The 14,645-nt window shown below is 49.0% G+C and carries 15 protein-coding genes; 4 read left to right on the forward strand and 11 right to left on the reverse strand.

Features of this window, described 5'->3' with window-relative positions:
- The first annotated feature begins 169 nt into the window (after positions 1-169).
- Complete coding sequence (locus tag ACOQOZ_RS07145) at positions 170-1,549, forward strand: PhoH family protein (protein ID WP_420591586.1); 1,380 nt, start codon at positions 170-172, stop codon at positions 1,547-1,549.
- Positions 1,550-1,681: 132 nt separating this feature from the next.
- Positions 1,682-2,092 (forward strand): hypothetical protein, encoded by a 411-nt coding sequence (locus tag ACOQOZ_RS07150; protein WP_420591587.1) that lies wholly within the window; start codon positions 1,682-1,684, stop codon positions 2,090-2,092.
- A 76-nt stretch (positions 2,093-2,168) separates the two neighbouring features.
- Here the strand turns inward: ACOQOZ_RS07150 and ACOQOZ_RS07155 are convergent, their stop codons facing one another.
- The 6 genes from ACOQOZ_RS07155 to ACOQOZ_RS07180 form a co-directional block, all read right to left on the reverse strand.
- On the reverse strand, positions 2,169-2,639 hold the full coding sequence (locus tag ACOQOZ_RS07155) for a hypothetical protein (protein WP_420591588.1): 471 nt from the start codon (positions 2,637-2,639) through the stop codon (positions 2,169-2,171).
- Between the two features lie 208 nt (positions 2,640-2,847).
- Positions 2,848-3,099: a hypothetical protein gene (locus ACOQOZ_RS07160; protein WP_420591589.1), complete on the reverse strand. Its 252-nt coding sequence runs from the start codon at positions 3,097-3,099 to the stop codon at positions 2,848-2,850.
- A 259-nt stretch (positions 3,100-3,358) separates the two neighbouring features.
- Entirely contained in the window at positions 3,359-4,495 is a 1,137-nt protein-coding gene (locus ACOQOZ_RS07165) for an ATP-NAD kinase family protein (RefSeq protein ID WP_420591590.1), read from the reverse strand.
- A 105-nt stretch (positions 4,496-4,600) separates the two neighbouring features.
- Entirely contained in the window at positions 4,601-5,620 is a 1,020-nt protein-coding gene (locus ACOQOZ_RS07170) for a phospholipase A (protein ID WP_420591591.1), read from the reverse strand.
- A gap of 123 nt (positions 5,621-5,743) precedes the next feature.
- On the reverse strand, positions 5,744-6,193 hold the full coding sequence (locus tag ACOQOZ_RS07175; RefSeq protein ID WP_420591592.1) for a hypothetical protein: 450 nt from the start codon (positions 6,191-6,193) through the stop codon (positions 5,744-5,746).
- A 164-nt stretch (positions 6,194-6,357) separates the two neighbouring features.
- Entirely contained in the window at positions 6,358-7,131 is a 774-nt protein-coding gene (locus tag ACOQOZ_RS07180) for a ferredoxin--NADP reductase (protein WP_420591593.1), read from the reverse strand.
- Positions 7,132-7,245: 114 nt separating this feature from the next.
- Between ACOQOZ_RS07180 and ACOQOZ_RS07185 the strand changes: the two genes are divergently transcribed.
- Complete coding sequence (locus ACOQOZ_RS07185; RefSeq protein ID WP_420591594.1) at positions 7,246-8,139, forward strand: LysR family transcriptional regulator; 894 nt, start codon at positions 7,246-7,248, stop codon at positions 8,137-8,139.
- A gap of 28 nt (positions 8,140-8,167) precedes the next feature.
- Here the strand turns inward: ACOQOZ_RS07185 and ACOQOZ_RS07190 are convergent, their stop codons facing one another.
- The gene (locus ACOQOZ_RS07190; RefSeq protein WP_420591595.1) at positions 8,168-8,455 is read right to left on the reverse strand and encodes a cysteine-rich CWC family protein; all 288 of its coding nucleotides are present in this window, start codon (positions 8,453-8,455) and stop codon (positions 8,168-8,170) included.
- Positions 8,456-8,591: 136 nt separating this feature from the next.
- Between ACOQOZ_RS07190 and ACOQOZ_RS07195 the strand changes: the two genes are divergently transcribed.
- A complete protein-coding gene (locus ACOQOZ_RS07195) occupies positions 8,592-8,924 on the forward strand; it encodes a type 1 pili tip component (RefSeq protein ID WP_420591596.1) in 333 nt (110 codons plus the stop codon).
- Between the two features lie 2 nt (positions 8,925-8,926).
- On the opposite strand, the gene mazG is transcribed toward ACOQOZ_RS07195, so the two are convergent.
- The 4 genes from mazG to cysM form a co-directional block, all read right to left on the reverse strand.
- Complete coding sequence (mazG, locus tag ACOQOZ_RS07200) at positions 8,927-9,766, reverse strand: nucleoside triphosphate pyrophosphohydrolase (protein ID WP_420591597.1); 840 nt, start codon at positions 9,764-9,766, stop codon at positions 8,927-8,929.
- The gene (relA, locus tag ACOQOZ_RS07205) at positions 9,763-12,024 is read right to left on the reverse strand and encodes a GTP diphosphokinase (protein WP_420591598.1); all 2,262 of its coding nucleotides are present in this window, start codon (positions 12,022-12,024) and stop codon (positions 9,763-9,765) included. Before relA ends, mazG begins: the two co-directional genes overlap by 4 nt.
- The gene (rlmD, locus tag ACOQOZ_RS07210) at positions 12,017-13,414 is read right to left on the reverse strand and encodes a 23S rRNA (uracil(1939)-C(5))-methyltransferase RlmD (RefSeq protein ID WP_420591599.1); all 1,398 of its coding nucleotides are present in this window, start codon (positions 13,412-13,414) and stop codon (positions 12,017-12,019) included. Before rlmD ends, relA begins: the two co-directional genes overlap by 8 nt.
- 166 nt (positions 13,415-13,580) lie before the next feature.
- Entirely contained in the window at positions 13,581-14,477 is an 897-nt protein-coding gene (gene cysM, locus ACOQOZ_RS07215; RefSeq protein ID WP_420592402.1) for a cysteine synthase CysM, read from the reverse strand.
- Between the last annotated feature and the right edge of the window lie 168 nt (positions 14,478-14,645).

Consider the following 14,645-nt stretch of genomic DNA (forward strand, 5'->3'; position numbering starts at 1 on the left):
GCTTCGCTGTGTTTTCAGCGGCTTTTTATTACTACTCCTCTCTTTTTATCCGACGCCGCGCTCTCTCTGACATCTTTACCGATACGCCCTTACGCTTCGCAACCGGATTCCCGCACCACCCTGCTCGCACTTAATCACTCACTCCCCCACCGCCATGGAGAATGACTGTATGGCTGCTACCAAGTCCGCTACCAAACTGTATGTACTCGATACCAATGTATTGATTCACGACCCCCAGGCGATTCTCAATTTTGAGGAGCACCAGGTGGTGATTCCGATGACAGTACTGGAGGAACTGGATAAGTTAAAAATGGGCAAAGCGTCGATCGCGACCGATTGCCGTGAAGCCATTCGCCAGATAGACCGGATTATTGGTGATGCGTCGCCAACCGAGATCGCCAAAGGTGTGCCCATCGTGCGCCCGGACGGCAATGTTCAGGGGCACTTCTCGATATTGCTGGATAATTTCGAGACAAAAAATCAAACGCTGCCGAGCCATCTCAACGACAATAAAATCATTAACAGTCTGGTCAGCCTGCAGGAAAAATATCCACGCCGGGATGTGGTGTTAATCACCAAAGACATTAATATGCGTCTCAAAGCCCGCGGCTGCGGTGTCGGCGCCCAGGATTACCAGAATGACCAGTTGCTGGACGATGTTTCGTTATTAGAAACCGGCTACCACACCTATGCCGATTCCTTCTGGGACAGCCAGGATCAGGTCGAAACCTTCCATGACGAAACCGGTACTTATCACCGAATTCCATTGAGTAATCTGCCGGAGGAATTATTTCTTAACCGCTTTATTGTCGATGAAAAAGGATTTATTGCCAAAGTGGTGGCGATGGAGGAAAAAACCGCCGTATTACAGGATTTACCAGCCGAGCAGTTATTAGGGCAAAGTGTCTGGGGCTTAACGCCACGGGATATTCCCCAGGCCATTGCCCTGAATTTATTACTCGACCCGGATGTCCACCTGGTAACGCTTACCGGTCAGGCCGGGTCCGGTAAAACTATTCTGGCACTGGCAGCAGCCATAGAAATGACCGTCGCCACCGCCCAATTCCGCCGCATTATTGCGACAAGAAGTACCCGTGGCCTGGATGAAGACATCGGTTATTTGCCCGGTACCGAAGCAGAAAAGATGGAACCCTGGTTAGGGGCAATTACCGACAACCTGGAGGCATTACACAGCGACGATGAGCACTCACCTTCCAGCGTGGATTACATTCTGCAGAAAGTGCCGTTGCAATTTAAATCACTGAACTACATTCGTGGTCGCAGTTTTCAGCACAGCCTGATTCTGATCGACGAATGTCAGAACCTCACCCCACATCAGATAAAAACCATTATTACCCGCGCCGGAGCCGGCAGTAAGGTGGTGTGTCTGGGTAACCTGGCACAGATCGATACGCCATACCTGAACCCGATCAGCTCAGGTTTAACTTATCTGATTGAGCGCTTTAAAGAGTTTGATCACGGTGGCACGGTCCACCTGGAAGGTTCACCAAGGTCAGTGTTGGCGGAATACGCCGAAAACCATCTGTGACGGCTGAAATTCCGGCCCAAACTTTGACGATATAAGAAACGTGAACTATATAATTATAACTATTTAAATTTTTCGGGAGCTGAGGCTCCCGAAAGTCTGATCAGCCACCTCCGGAGAATCCACGGAAGGCCTATGAAAGCATTAATCTGTACTGCCTTAATTGCAGCTTCTGCCAACCTGATGGCAGCCGAAAAAATTTACGAACTGGAGTTTGAAACAGACTCGAACTGGACCAGCCTGGAAATCCGTGATGACGCGGTATTTGTTAACGCACCCGCAGGCCAGAGCATGAATGTAACGGCAAAAGATGGTCTGCGTTCTTACACTACATCACCCAAAAAGATACACTTGCGCTCACGCACCCGTGGCCTGGTTAATATGAACCTGTTCGTTAAATCAAAAAATAACGTATTAGGTCTGACCATTTGTAAGGGCTCACCGTCCAGCTACACCTGGATTAAATCGGATCAGTCGAAACAAAAGAGCGACCTGAAGAAAAAAGATCACTGCGAACAAGCAGCACTGGTATTAAACCTGTTCTGATTAGCACCATATTCTGCAGATATAAAAAAACCGCCAAACGGCGGTTTTTTTATATCTGGAATCAGTGCTCGGCTTATTAGCCCACTTTCCAGGTTTTAACGATTTCAAAACCGTACTCAGCAATCCACTCGTCCAGTTGACGCGGGTTACGCTTAATCTTTTCTACTTTTTCATTGGTTGCTGGATTCTGATACAGACCAACCGGCAATTTTGGCTTTGGCAGAGTAGATACTTTTTCTGCTTTAGCGCCACCGCGTGCTTCTTTGGCGATGACTTTTTCAAAGTGCTTCTTAAGGTTCTTATAGATAGAAGATGGCGCTTCTGCTTTGGCCATACCTACCAGCCATTCTTCAATCTTATCAGCACGGGATACGTACAGCTCTTCTTCGGTCAGGCTGTTCTGATTACACAGGCGCTTAATCTGAACTTCGAATTCTTTAATACCTTCGAATTTCTTTTCCTGATCAACCTTCAGACGCTCCAGCTCTTCAATCTTTTGTTGATGTTGTTGGATTTGCTTATCGATATCGGTGGCAAATACGCTCACTTAAGACCTCAAATATAATAAGTAATAAATAAAACGCTCGCGGCTTTAATACCGACCCGGTTTTATAGATTGCGATTAACCGCAGAGTGCGGGACTGCAGAGATATTAACGGATATCAGAAATAAGGCAATACAGGGATATTATATCGGGATTGATAAGGCGTAAAATTTGGTCAAATACGTCCTATATAAGTAATATCGTTTAAAAATCAGCCAAATAATGTAACCTCATCCCAAACGTCAACCTGTTTATGTTGCGCATCGCGAACATTTAATTCCATTTTGACCATATCAAATAATTCCCGTAACTCTTCGACCGGTAACGAGCGAAGATTCAGATCGCGAAATACTCTTTGTTCAATCAGGCTTTTTTCGAAACAGGATTTGTGGGCAGGGCCGACACCGGATACCGTAATAGGCTCACCGGAAAGGACACTCTGCTGGCAGTAACAACACTTCATATTTATTCCTAAAAACTGATAGTGTGCGATTTTAAGACCGATTAGAAATCAGACAATAGCCGCCAGCGTCAGTCATTCGACAACTGCACATATTAGCTCAAAACCCGTCGTAACTATTTGTTTTATATGGATTTTTCAATCTATAAAAAAGGATATAAAAATCGTTTCTATTTGTTACTGATTGCAAATTTGCAATAATTTATAATTTTTGAGAGTGATTAGCCCACATTTAAGTACAAAACAACCATAAAAAGTGGACCTATTTCACATTTTGGACAACGGTATCCCGATACCCGGTAATGACCTCGATCGTACCCGCCCAGGCCTTATCCAGCAGCGGGTCACCTGAGTCAATCAACAGAGGTCTGCCCTCTAATTCGACCAACTTGGTTTTGGTCGAAATCAGGCAGAGGTTCTCTTTACCTAACAGGGTTAAAACCCGGGCGCTGAATTGCTGATTCCCGCGGCCAATAATATGGCCCTGACCGCCCATCACACTCAGAATCGCTTTACGCTCAGGATATTGCTCAAATAACGACAATACATCGCTTTCATTAATATCGCTGGCCAACAGTTCGCCATTAAGCACAGCATCTACGCCAAGCAAGGTGTGCTCAAGTCCAAGATCTTCCATTACGGCTAAGGTAGTTTTTCCGGAGCCGATCAGATAAAGGGTATCCGGGTGATCCTCCATATCATCACGAACCTGAGCAGCGATATCGGCCAGCACCAGTTCTTCGGATTCAACCCCACCCTGCTTAACCGCCTGAACAAAATGACCCAGCTGCGGTACCCGCATTTCACCATAGTGTTTGGCGCGGACAATATTATTGCGAAATGCCTCTTCGTCCAGATCGCGCACTTCAGATTCCTTGATATCCACCAGCTGCCCCTGAATAAGAGCCGACAGCACTTCGCCGGATGCTGCCGGGCTGACGCCATAAACACCGGAATGAATTTTAACCCCGGCCGGAATACCCAAAACAGCAATATCCTGTTGATCATGCTCGTGCAGCGCTGCGTAGATGTCTCTGGCGGTGCCATCACCACCGGCAAAAACCAGAATATCAACTCCGGCTTCAGCCATCTTCTGCGCTGCCAGCCGGGTATCTGCAGCAGTGGTTCGCTCTGGCGTCAGTTCCAGATCAATTAACTGGTAGTCTAAATCCAACGCGGATAATACGGATTCCCCCATATCACCGGGGCAGGTAAGAAAACGGCATTGATGCTTTACCTCAACCAGGCACTGGAGTGCAGCCTGGGTACGCATCATCGCCTTTTGTTCAGCACCACGACTCATCGCTTCAGCAACAATGGCATCACCATCGCTGCCTTTTAAGCCCACTGCTCCACCAATACCAGCATAAGGATTAATAATCAGGCCAAAGGTCAGCATATGGATTGTCGTCCGCAAAAACGACCATTATAACCGGCAAAAGAAAACCCGGCGATTGCCGGGTTTTCTTTTTAACGGTTTTTTATCCGAACAACGATTCGCTCATCAGATCCAATCGGATAACTTAATACCAATACCAAACCGTTCCTGATAGCGGTTGTAATCGATCAGGCTTTCCCCATAACCGTTAAAATACTGCACATAACCCTTGAGTCGTTTGGTTAACGGGAAGCTCCAGTCCAGCTGCACTGCGCCACGGTTCTCATCGAAGTTGAAATTGTTGCGCGCCATTACCGACAGTGTGTGTTTATCCATTACCCGCAGGTAGTAGAGCTCACCAGGACCCATATAATCGTCGATATCCGGGTTATCGTTATCGCTCGGGTCAAATGGGTCGCCTTTCCTTTCTTCCGGAATACGCCACCAGGCACGAACTACCCAGATGCTTTTACCAACAACCGAGGCACCTTCGAGGATCAGGCGGTTCCAGCTACGGGATAATGAACTGGTCTGGCCATTGGATTGATGGTTCAGAGATAAGCCAGCGTGTTCAATCCACTTAATGTGTTTTGGTCGCCATGACAACATCAGTTCCGGCTCATGATTGGTTTCACGAAATGGCTTGGAGATTTTGTCGTTATACGCCTGCCAGAACGAGCGGTTGGTATAACCCACTTCCAGACGACTGTGTTTATCCCACAAACCTTCGGCTAATACGTATTTAATGCTGATCTGAAACACAGCTTCAACGTGTTCAAACTCACCTTCCTGACCTTGCTGGCGACCGTCGCTGACTTCATTAATCAGCCGATCCCACTCCCGATCATCCGGACGAGTCTGATAAGTAAACGGCATCACATAGTTTGGACGATGAGGCAGAAGTACGTGAGGATTGTCTGCGGCAGCACGCTCGATCTGAATTTTTTCCACCAGCTCAGGTAAATTCCGGAAAGATTCCGGCAGCTCTTCCGGATCAATCACTTCGATTTCTTCTGTGGTGGTTTTTACATCAGCCTGATTGTCATACCAGTGCTGCTCTTCCTGAGACTGATCCTGCGGCGGGTTTTGTTCTGCGAAAACCTGGCCTGTCATTACCAGACTTATCAATAAGATAAGAGGTTTCATACACTATCCTTCAACGTCCGAATTAATGCGCGAATAATAGTTACGAGGCGGCCAATTCGCCAGTACGAAACAGTGTGTTGGCCGCTTTCTGCCTACTTCAACCGCACTTTTTTACTAACTGTCTTAAACGGCCAGTAAATCGGCTTCAATATAAGGTGTGCGTGCATTCTGATATTCGTTTTTACAACACGGACAAATACGAATGTCATTACTTAAAACACGGTTATGTAAATGAATCAGCTTTTGATCATTTTCCCAACAATACGAGCAATATGGCTGGCCGTAAGGGCGATTATCAACCGTGCGGTAATAGCCATCGCCGCGACGCTTAACGTTTCCCCGGTACGCCAGTGCTTCAGCCTGTCGTAACAGCTCTGCATCTTTTTCTTCAATGCTTTCCTGCAACAGCGCCAGCTCCATTTTAGCCACCGATAAATACGCCGTAAGATCGGTAAGATGCTTTTTCATTTCCATTCGCTCGAGAATAAAATTCGCATCCCGGATTTCCTTACCAATTTCACTGGCTCCGTTAAGACTTCTGAGTACTGCACTGACCTTGCCATAGCCGGGCATATCTTTCTCCTGACGACAATTTGACTGATTAACTAAGTTGGGTAGTTACAGCAGGTTTAGTGCCAGATTTCAGGCATAAAAAAACCCACTGCCTGAGCCAATAAACAGACAGTGGGATAAAACTGAAAAACGGTCGTCAGCTGATCACAACTGACTGATCGTGGCTATTTTTCGACGAACGCTCGCTCGATCACATAATGGCCCGCCTGCCCGGCGCGAGCTTCTTTAAAGCCTAATTCGTCCAGCATGTCAGTTAACTCATCCAACATCGCCGGACTGCCGCATAACATAAAGCGATCGTTTTCCGGATCGAGATCGGCTAAACCAATGTCCGCCGTCAGCTGACCGCTACGGATCAGATCTGTCAGTCGACCGGTATTGCGATACTCCTCGCGGGTAACCGTTGGGTAATAAATCAGCTTATCGCGTACCACGTCGCCAAAGTATTCGTTATTCGGTAATTCATTTTCGATGCGATCCTGATACGCCAACTCAGATACGTAACGGACACCGTGAGTCAGTACAACCTTTTCGTATTGCTCATACACATCCAGATCTTTAATGATGCTCATAAAAGGCGCCAGACCCGTACCGGTCGATAACAGATAAAGGTTTTTGCCCGGTAATAGGCTATCGGTAATCAAAGTACCCACCGGCTTGGTACCCACCAGAATTTCGTCACCCACAGCCAGCTTCTGCAGACGTGAGGTCAACGGGCCGTCCTGAACCTTGATGGAGAAAAACTCCATCTCTTCTTCATAGTTGGCACTGGCGATACTGTAGGCACGCAGCAGAGGCTTATCTTCAACTTCCAGACCAATCATGGTGAAGTGGCCGTTCTTAAAGCGCAGACCCTGATTGCGCGTCGTAGTAAAGCTGAACAGGGTTTCGTTCCAGTGGTGGACACTGGTGACGGTTTCACGAATCAGGTTGCTCATATTTAATCTCCGGCAATCAGGTTATTCATTGCAATCCAGCTTAATGCAGCCCAAAATATCGGTAAAACAAGTTAATTCCATATAGATATTCTGTTTTACCGATAAGGTGGATTTATGCGCTACACCCTGCGCCAACTGGAAGTCTTTCTTACCATAGCGCATCACCAGAACCTGACCCGCGCGGCCAGTGAACTGGCGATGTCACAAAGCGCTGCCAGCAGCTCGCTCAAGGATCTGGAGAACCAGTTTGATATCCAGTTGTTCGATCGGATTGGTAAACGGCTGAAGCTAAACGACCAGGGTCGGCAATTACGGCCCAAAGCAGAAGCGTTATTGCAACAAGCCAAAGAGTTTGAGCAATCGTTAATGCAACACGCTGATGCTGGTCCGTTAAACGTTGGCGCCACTCTGACCATCGGTAATTATCTGGCAGTGGAGTTAATGGCGCGGTATATGAAAGATCACCCATCAGCCCCGGTGCATCTTGAAGTCGCAAATACAGCTCAGATTGCCGAACAGGTATTAAATTTTCAGTTGGATGTTGGCCTGATTGAAGGTGAAGTGAATCATCCGGATCTGGAAGTGATTTCCTGGCGCGAAGATGAGCAGGCTATTTTTTGCCACCCTCAACATCCACTGGCACAGAAGCAAGCACGCGGTGAAGCCATCACGGATAACGACCTGCTCCAGGCAGACTGGATTTTACGCGAGCCAGGCTCAGGTACTCGTCAGACCTTTGATCGTGCCATGCATGGATTATTGCCGGATTTGTCGGTAACGCTTGAATTGCAGCATACTGAAGCGATTAAACGGGCAGTCGAAACCGGTTTAGGAATTGGTTGTTTATCGATGATCAGTCTGGACGCCGCTATTCAGCGCGGCAGTCTGGTTCATATTCAGGTACCGCAACGTGACTTTTCCCGGGTGCTGTATCTGATTGTCCACCGGCAGAAATATCGCAGTGCCGGATTAAACAGCTGGCTGGAGTTGTGCCTGCAACACCCGTAAGCAAATTGATAACAATTAACGCTGTAGATTAGTGATTCAGTTCTCCGGCCCAATATCGTTGTAAGCAGTTTTCACACACACAGGCTTTACCACGCAGGTCAGCCGGAACCATATTTAATAATTCGTCGGGAATTTTTTCTTCCAGGCGCATACACCAGCAATCATTAATACTGCCCTGACCACGGGAAATCACACACTGATTCAGTTGCTGACAAATCGGGCATATCTGATCATTGGTGGTGTCGGTATTGCTGCTGGTATTGATGTCGCTGTTTGTGTTGATGTTAGTGCTCATGGCATCTGAAAATTCGACCATAAATTCCCCATCCGTGAATACAATTAAAGGCTTATGTATCCCAATCGGTTAAATCTGTAACCATTTGTTGAAGCGTCTTTCCTGCTGGATAAAAACATCTATCCTGAAATTACTCAGCCCGGAATAAGGAAAAGTTATGACGTCTCGCGACCTGTTGCAACACTGGCAAAAGAATTTTGGCGAAGCGGTTACCAGCAGCCAATACACTTTAAAACTGAATACCAAAGACGCTGCCCGTATTGAAGCCTTGTGTGAAATGTTTCCCTCGAGCAACAAAGATCAGATTCTCCGGGATTTAATCAGCGCGGCATTAAACGATCTCACCAGTGGCTTCCCGTATAAAGCCGGTAAAAAAGTCGTGGCGCAGGATGAAGAAGGCGATCCGATTTATGAAGATGTCGGGCCAACTCCTCAGTTCCTGAATCTGACCCGCAAACATATGAATGCACTGCAAAAACAGGCCCACTGATATCAGTCGGCCTGTTCTTGTCGTTGTTTAGCGGCCTCCCAGGCCGCTTCCATATCATCCTGAGAAACCTTATCCCAGCCACCACGTTGCTCTACCTGTTGTTCAACGTCAGTGAAGCGCTGATAAAAACGCTGATTGGTACCGCGCAACGCAACTTCCGGATCAATATTGCGATGACGGGCAAGATTGGTTACGGCGAACAACAGATCACCGATTTCTGATTCCAGCGCAGCTTGATCACCGCTGGCGATTTCCGCTTCTACTTCTTGTAGCTCTTCACGGATTTTATCCAATACGCCATCGATATGAGTCCAGTCAAAGCCTACTTTGGAAGCCTTCTTCTGCATTTTAACCGCACGATTCATCGCCGGAAGCGTCACCGGAATATCGGCCAGCAGACCGGTATCCTCTGCTTCGATGATTCCCTGCTGCGCTTTTAACCGTTTTTCCTCGCGTTTAATAGCATCCCAGTTGGCATTCACTTCGGCCTCTTCCGGAGAAATACCGGTGTCACGCTCAGATTCCAGCGTACCTTCAGGGAAAACATGAGGATGGCGACGAATCAGCTTAGCCACCAGTTTGTCGATCACCGAATTAACGCTGAATAAATCCCGCTCTGTGGCCATCTGGCCGTAAAAAATCACCTGAAATAATAAGTCGCCTAACTCTTCTTCCAGATGAGGCCAATCCTGGCGCTCAATGGCATCCGCCACTTCATAAGCTTCCTCCAGAGTGTGCGGCAAAATGCTGGCAAAATCCTGTTTAAGATCCCAGGGACAACCGGTTTCCGGATTGCGCAAACGTGCCATACACACTAATAAGTCTTGCAGGCTGTAACTCACAACTGCCCTCCACGAACCCGACGCGCAGAAATCACATTCGGCAACTGAGCAATTTTATTCATTAACCGCGACAAACCTTCGAGGCTTTCAACTTCGACTGTCAGACTCATATGAGCCGTGTTTTCACCCGGGTTTGACTGAGTATTAACCGCCAGAACATTCACCCGTTCATTGGCCAGCAAACCACTGACATCACGTAATAAACCGGTTCGGTCGTAGGCCTGAATCTGCATATCCACCGGATAATGCTGAGTTGGACGTGAACCCCAGCTGACCTGCAACACTCGTTGTGGCTCGGTCATTTCCAGATGCAGTAAGTTTTCACAATCACTGCGGTGGACATTGACCCCTCGGCCAAGCGTGACATAACCACGGATATCATCCCCCGGAACCGGCTGACAACAATTTGCCAGGTTGGTGAGCAGATTACCCACACCTTCGATGTAGACATCATCAGCACTGGCGGATTTTTCGCTCGATTCCGGTTTCCGCAGCAGTGGCAGTTCCTGCTGGTCCATGCGCGGCGCAAGACGATCAGCCTGCTGCAATACCGCATGCACCACCTGGCCAGTTCGTAAATCACCGGCTCCAACCGCAGCGAACATATCGTCCACCGATTTCATATTCATACGCTCAGCAACATCACTGAGCGGTTGATCCACCAGATCAAGGCGATCCAGTTCCCGTAACACCAGCTGGCGGCCTTCGTCGATATTCTGATCTTTGGCCTGCAACTTAAACCAGTGAGCAACTTTGGCACGGGCCCGACTGGAATGGATATAACCCGATTCCGGATACAACCAGTCACGACTTGGGTGTGCATTGGCATTGGTAAGGATTTCGACTTGCTCACCCGTACCCAATAAATAGGTCAGCGGCACGATGCGACCATTCACTTTGGCGCCACGGCATTTATTACCAACTTCAGTGTGAACCCGATAAGCAAAATCGATAGGCGTCGCTTTGGGTGGCAGATCAACCACGTGACCGTCCGGGGTAAAGACATAAATACGGTCTGGGCTGATATCACTGCGTAATTCGCCAATTAACTCGGGTAAATCCCCCAGCTCTTCATGCCATTCCATCACCTGACGTAACCAGGCAATCTTTTGTTCGTAACCCTGGTCTTTGGCGTTTACATCCGTGCCTTTGTACAGCCAGTGGGCGCAAACCCCCAGCTCAGCATCTTCGTGCATCTCGTGGGTACGAATCTGTACTTCCAGGATTTTGCCTTCCGGGCCAATTACCGCCGTATGTAATGAGCGATAGCCATTTTCTTTCGGGTTGGCGATGTAATCATCAAACTCATGAGGGATATGACGCCAGAGTGAGTGAATAATCCCCAACGTGGCGTAACAGTCTTTGACTTGTGGCACCAGAATGCGCACCGCACGAATATCGTAAATCTGGCTGAAGTCGAGATTCTTGCGATTCATTTTGCGCCAGATGCTGTAGATGTGCTTGGCACGGCCATACACGTCACATTTGATACTGGCTGACAGCAACTCGTCACGCATCCGCTGCACCACATTTTCAATGTAGCTCTGACGGGTCAGGCGTTTTTCATCCAGCAGCTTGGCAATTTTTTTGTAAGAACCCGGCTCCAGATAACGGAACGATAAATCTTCCAGCTCCCATTTCAGGTGACCAATACCCAAACGGTGAGCCAGCGGCGCATAAATATTAAAGACTTCTTCAGCCACCTTGCGCCGCTTGTCGTCCGGCGCATCTTTAACCGCACGGATGGCAGAAGTACGCTCGGCCAGTTTGATCAGTGCCACACGCACGTCATCGATCATGGCGACCAGCATTTTACGCACGTTATCGACCTGCGCTTCACGCTGGCCGAGCACAGTTTCATCCTGTTTATCGGTGTTTTGTATGGCGCTGATTGCTGCCATCCGCAGAACACCTTCGATCAGCTTGGCGACGTCTTCGCCGAAGTCTTTTTCAACCTTGTTCAGTGCCAGCCGGCCTTCACGTACCGCACGATAAAGAACGGCGGCAACAATCGAATCGGTATCGAGTCGCAGATCCAACAGGATTTGCGCCATTTCGATGCCCATCTGCACACTGTCGATCGACCAATAGGTACGATTGGCAATGGCTTCATCCGACAAGCGCTTGGCCGTCGACAGGGCTTTGTGCAGTGTTTCAGGATCCAATACATCCTGAGACTGCTGAATACTCTCCATCCAGCGATCCACATCCAGTGAACCATCATGGAGCAGTGGGTGGTCGTCTCTGACCTTAACCATGCTTGTTACTCTCGCGTTGCAGCAGCACCATAGTCTCCACATGATGTGTCTGTGGGAACATATCCATGATGCCTGCTTTAATCACCTGGTACCCTGCTTCGTTTAGTTGCGCTAAATCGCGTGCCAGCGTAGCGACATCACAGGATACATATACAATTCGTTCAACCTGGCGCTTAATCAGCTCCGCCATCACCTCGAACGCTCCGGCACGAGGCGGGTCTAATAACACGGCATGAGGCTGGGGTAACGACGCCAGGCTTTGTGGCTGAGATAAATCAGCCTTTTTTCCTAGCAAAGGAAGGGCCAGGTTTTCAGCCTGGGCAATAACGCTGTTCACCATGCTGTCCTGAACCTCAACCGCAATCACCTGCTGACTGCGTTGCGCCAGCGGCATACTGAAGTTGCCATGACCGGCAAACAAATCCCAGATACAGTCTTCCGCGCCCGGCTGCAGCCACTCCAGTGCCTGCTCCACCATTGCCTGGTTAACCGCAGAGTTGACCTGAATAAAGTCGCTCAAAGCCATATTAAGGCGCATATCACTCACCCGGTGCCATAGTGTGTCCGGCTCGGACGATGGGTAAATACACTGCTCACCCTGGTCGCTTTTCAGCCATAGCTGTACGGGTAAATCGTTTTCGCAGACCAGCTGTTCAATAAATTGACACAAACTCTGTTGATCTTCTGGCTGCAGCGGTTTGAGTAAGCGCAGCACCAGAGCAAGGGCATTATCGGCGGCAATAACTTCAATCTGGCTGATCCGGTCACGATTGCGCAGTGAGGCAATCTGTTCACGCCAGGCCTGCCAGTTCAGAACCGGATGCTTAACCAGAACCGGGCAGGCATCCACATCAGAAATATGACTCGATGCCGACTCACGAAAGCCAATGTAGTTGCGCTCTTCCGCTTTGGAATAACGCACACCCAGACGTGCTTTACGGCGATAGCTCCACGGCTCGGCAGTAATTGCTGGCAACCAGTTGGCAGCAACAATCCCCTGGCGCTGGAACTCACGCTCAACCCGGGCCTGTTTTGCTGCAACCTGTGCCGGATAATTCAGGTGTTGCAGGTCGCAACCACCACACTTGGCATAATGAGGGCACTCGGGCTCAACCCGATCCGGAGAAGGATTGGTGATACTGCGCAGGCGGGTGTGCCAGACTTTCTTGCGTCGGCCATCAAGCACCACATCGGCCGTTTCTCCCGGTAAAGCGCCGGGCACAAAATACACTTCGCGGCCACGGCGAGCGACACCCTGGCCTTCTGACGTCAGATTATCAATTTCCAGCGTCAGACACTGAGATTCGGTCTGTGGACGTTGCACCGGTGCCTGGCGTGGACGCCGACGACCGGAAGCGGTTGAAGATTTACGACTGCGTGGATGACTCACCACAAACTCCCAACAAAGGCCTGAACAACGCCACAGTGCTGAGAGCACCAATGGTACTGAGGGCCAGTTTCTTTGCCGCAACTATGAAGGCAAATGTAATTTTTTCAAGCAAACTGGCCCAAAATGGGTTGCCCTTCAGCTCATCGGACAATCGTCGCTGAGTGGTTTATTGCGGTGCAAACACACCGGAAGATAAGTAACGGTCACCACGATCACAGATAATGGCAACAATGGTGGCATTCTCCAGGGTTTGTGCCAGACGTAAGGCTCCGGCGACCGCACCACCAGAGGATACACCGCAGAAAATACCTTCTTCGCGAGCCAGACGGCGCATCGTATCTTCGGCTTCCTGCTGACCGATATCCATCACCTGATCAACGCGCTGACGATCGAAAATGGTTGGCAGGTATTCTTCCGGCCAGCGGCGGATACCCGGAATGGATGCGCCATCAGCCGGTTGCAAACCAACAATCTGAACATCCGGATTTTGTTCTTTAAGAAAGCGAGAGGTCCCCATAATAGTGCCAGTGGTTCCCATTGAGCTGACGAAGTGGCTGACCTGCCCCTCGGTCTGTCGCCAGATTTCTGGCCCGGTACCGACATAGTGAGCTTGTGGGTTATCAAGGTTTCCAAACTGGTTGAGAACAATCCCCTCACCTTTCTCTTGCATCGCCAGCGCCAGATCTCGTGCGCCTTCCATACCTTCTTCTTTGGATACCAGAATCAGTTCTGCTCCATAAGCTTCCATCGCCCAGCGACGCTCCATGGTAGCGTTATCCGGCATGATCAGAATCATACGATAACCCATAATCGCTGCTGCCATTGCCAGCGCAATGCCAGTGTTACCACTGGTTGCTTCAATTAATACGTCGCCGGTTTTGATATCACCACGCTGTTGCGCTTGTTGGATCATCGACAACGCCGGACGATCTTTCACCGAACCGGCCGGGTTATTACCTTCCAGCTTCAGCAACACAGTATTGTTACCTGTTTCCGGTACAATGCGCTGTAATCGCACCAAAGGGGTATTTCCGACGCAATCGGCGATGGTTGGGTAACTAATCTGACTCACGTTGCTTTTCCTGAAACGGTTTGACGGAAGTTATGGTCTTATAACGAAAGACCTGCATTTTACTGATTTGTTCCAGTAAAAGGTAATAACCAAACGGCATTTGGTTATATAGTTTCTGGATGACACCCGGACGTCACACCTTTAACCTATATATTCATC

The organism is Bacterioplanoides sp. (assembly GCF_965219715.1).
Classification (GTDB): domain Bacteria; phylum Pseudomonadota; class Gammaproteobacteria; order Pseudomonadales; family Oceanobacteraceae; genus Bacterioplanoides.

Coding starts and splice junctions, on each gene's coding strand:
- ACOQOZ_RS07145 (WP_420591586.1), top strand. CDS start 170: ATGGCTGCTACCAAGTCCGCTACCAAACTGTATGTACTCGATACCAAT.
- ACOQOZ_RS07150 (WP_420591587.1), top strand. CDS start 1,682: ATGAAAGCATTAATCTGTACTGCCTTAATTGCAGCTTCTGCCAACCTG.
- ACOQOZ_RS07160 (WP_420591589.1), bottom strand. CDS start 3,099: ATGAAGTGTTGTTACTGCCAGCAGAGTGTCCTTTCCGGTGAGCCTATT.
- ACOQOZ_RS07165 (WP_420591590.1), bottom strand. CDS start 4,495: ATGCTGACCTTTGGCCTGATTATTAATCCTTATGCTGGTATTGGTGGA.
- ACOQOZ_RS07170 (WP_420591591.1), bottom strand. CDS start 5,620: ATGAAACCTCTTATCTTATTGATAAGTCTGGTAATGACAGGCCAGGTT.
- ACOQOZ_RS07175 (WP_420591592.1), bottom strand. CDS start 6,193: ATGCCCGGCTATGGCAAGGTCAGTGCAGTACTCAGAAGTCTTAACGGA.
- ACOQOZ_RS07180 (WP_420591593.1), bottom strand. CDS start 7,131: ATGAGCAACCTGATTCGTGAAACCGTCACCAGTGTCCACCACTGGAAC.
- ACOQOZ_RS07185 (WP_420591594.1), top strand. CDS start 7,246: ATGCGCTACACCCTGCGCCAACTGGAAGTCTTTCTTACCATAGCGCAT.
- ACOQOZ_RS07190 (WP_420591595.1), bottom strand. CDS start 8,455: ATGGTCGAATTTTCAGATGCCATGAGCACTAACATCAACACAAACAGC.
- ACOQOZ_RS07195 (WP_420591596.1), top strand. CDS start 8,592: ATGACGTCTCGCGACCTGTTGCAACACTGGCAAAAGAATTTTGGCGAA.
- relA (WP_420591598.1), bottom strand. CDS start 12,024: ATGGTTAAGGTCAGAGACGACCACCCACTGCTCCATGATGGTTCACTG.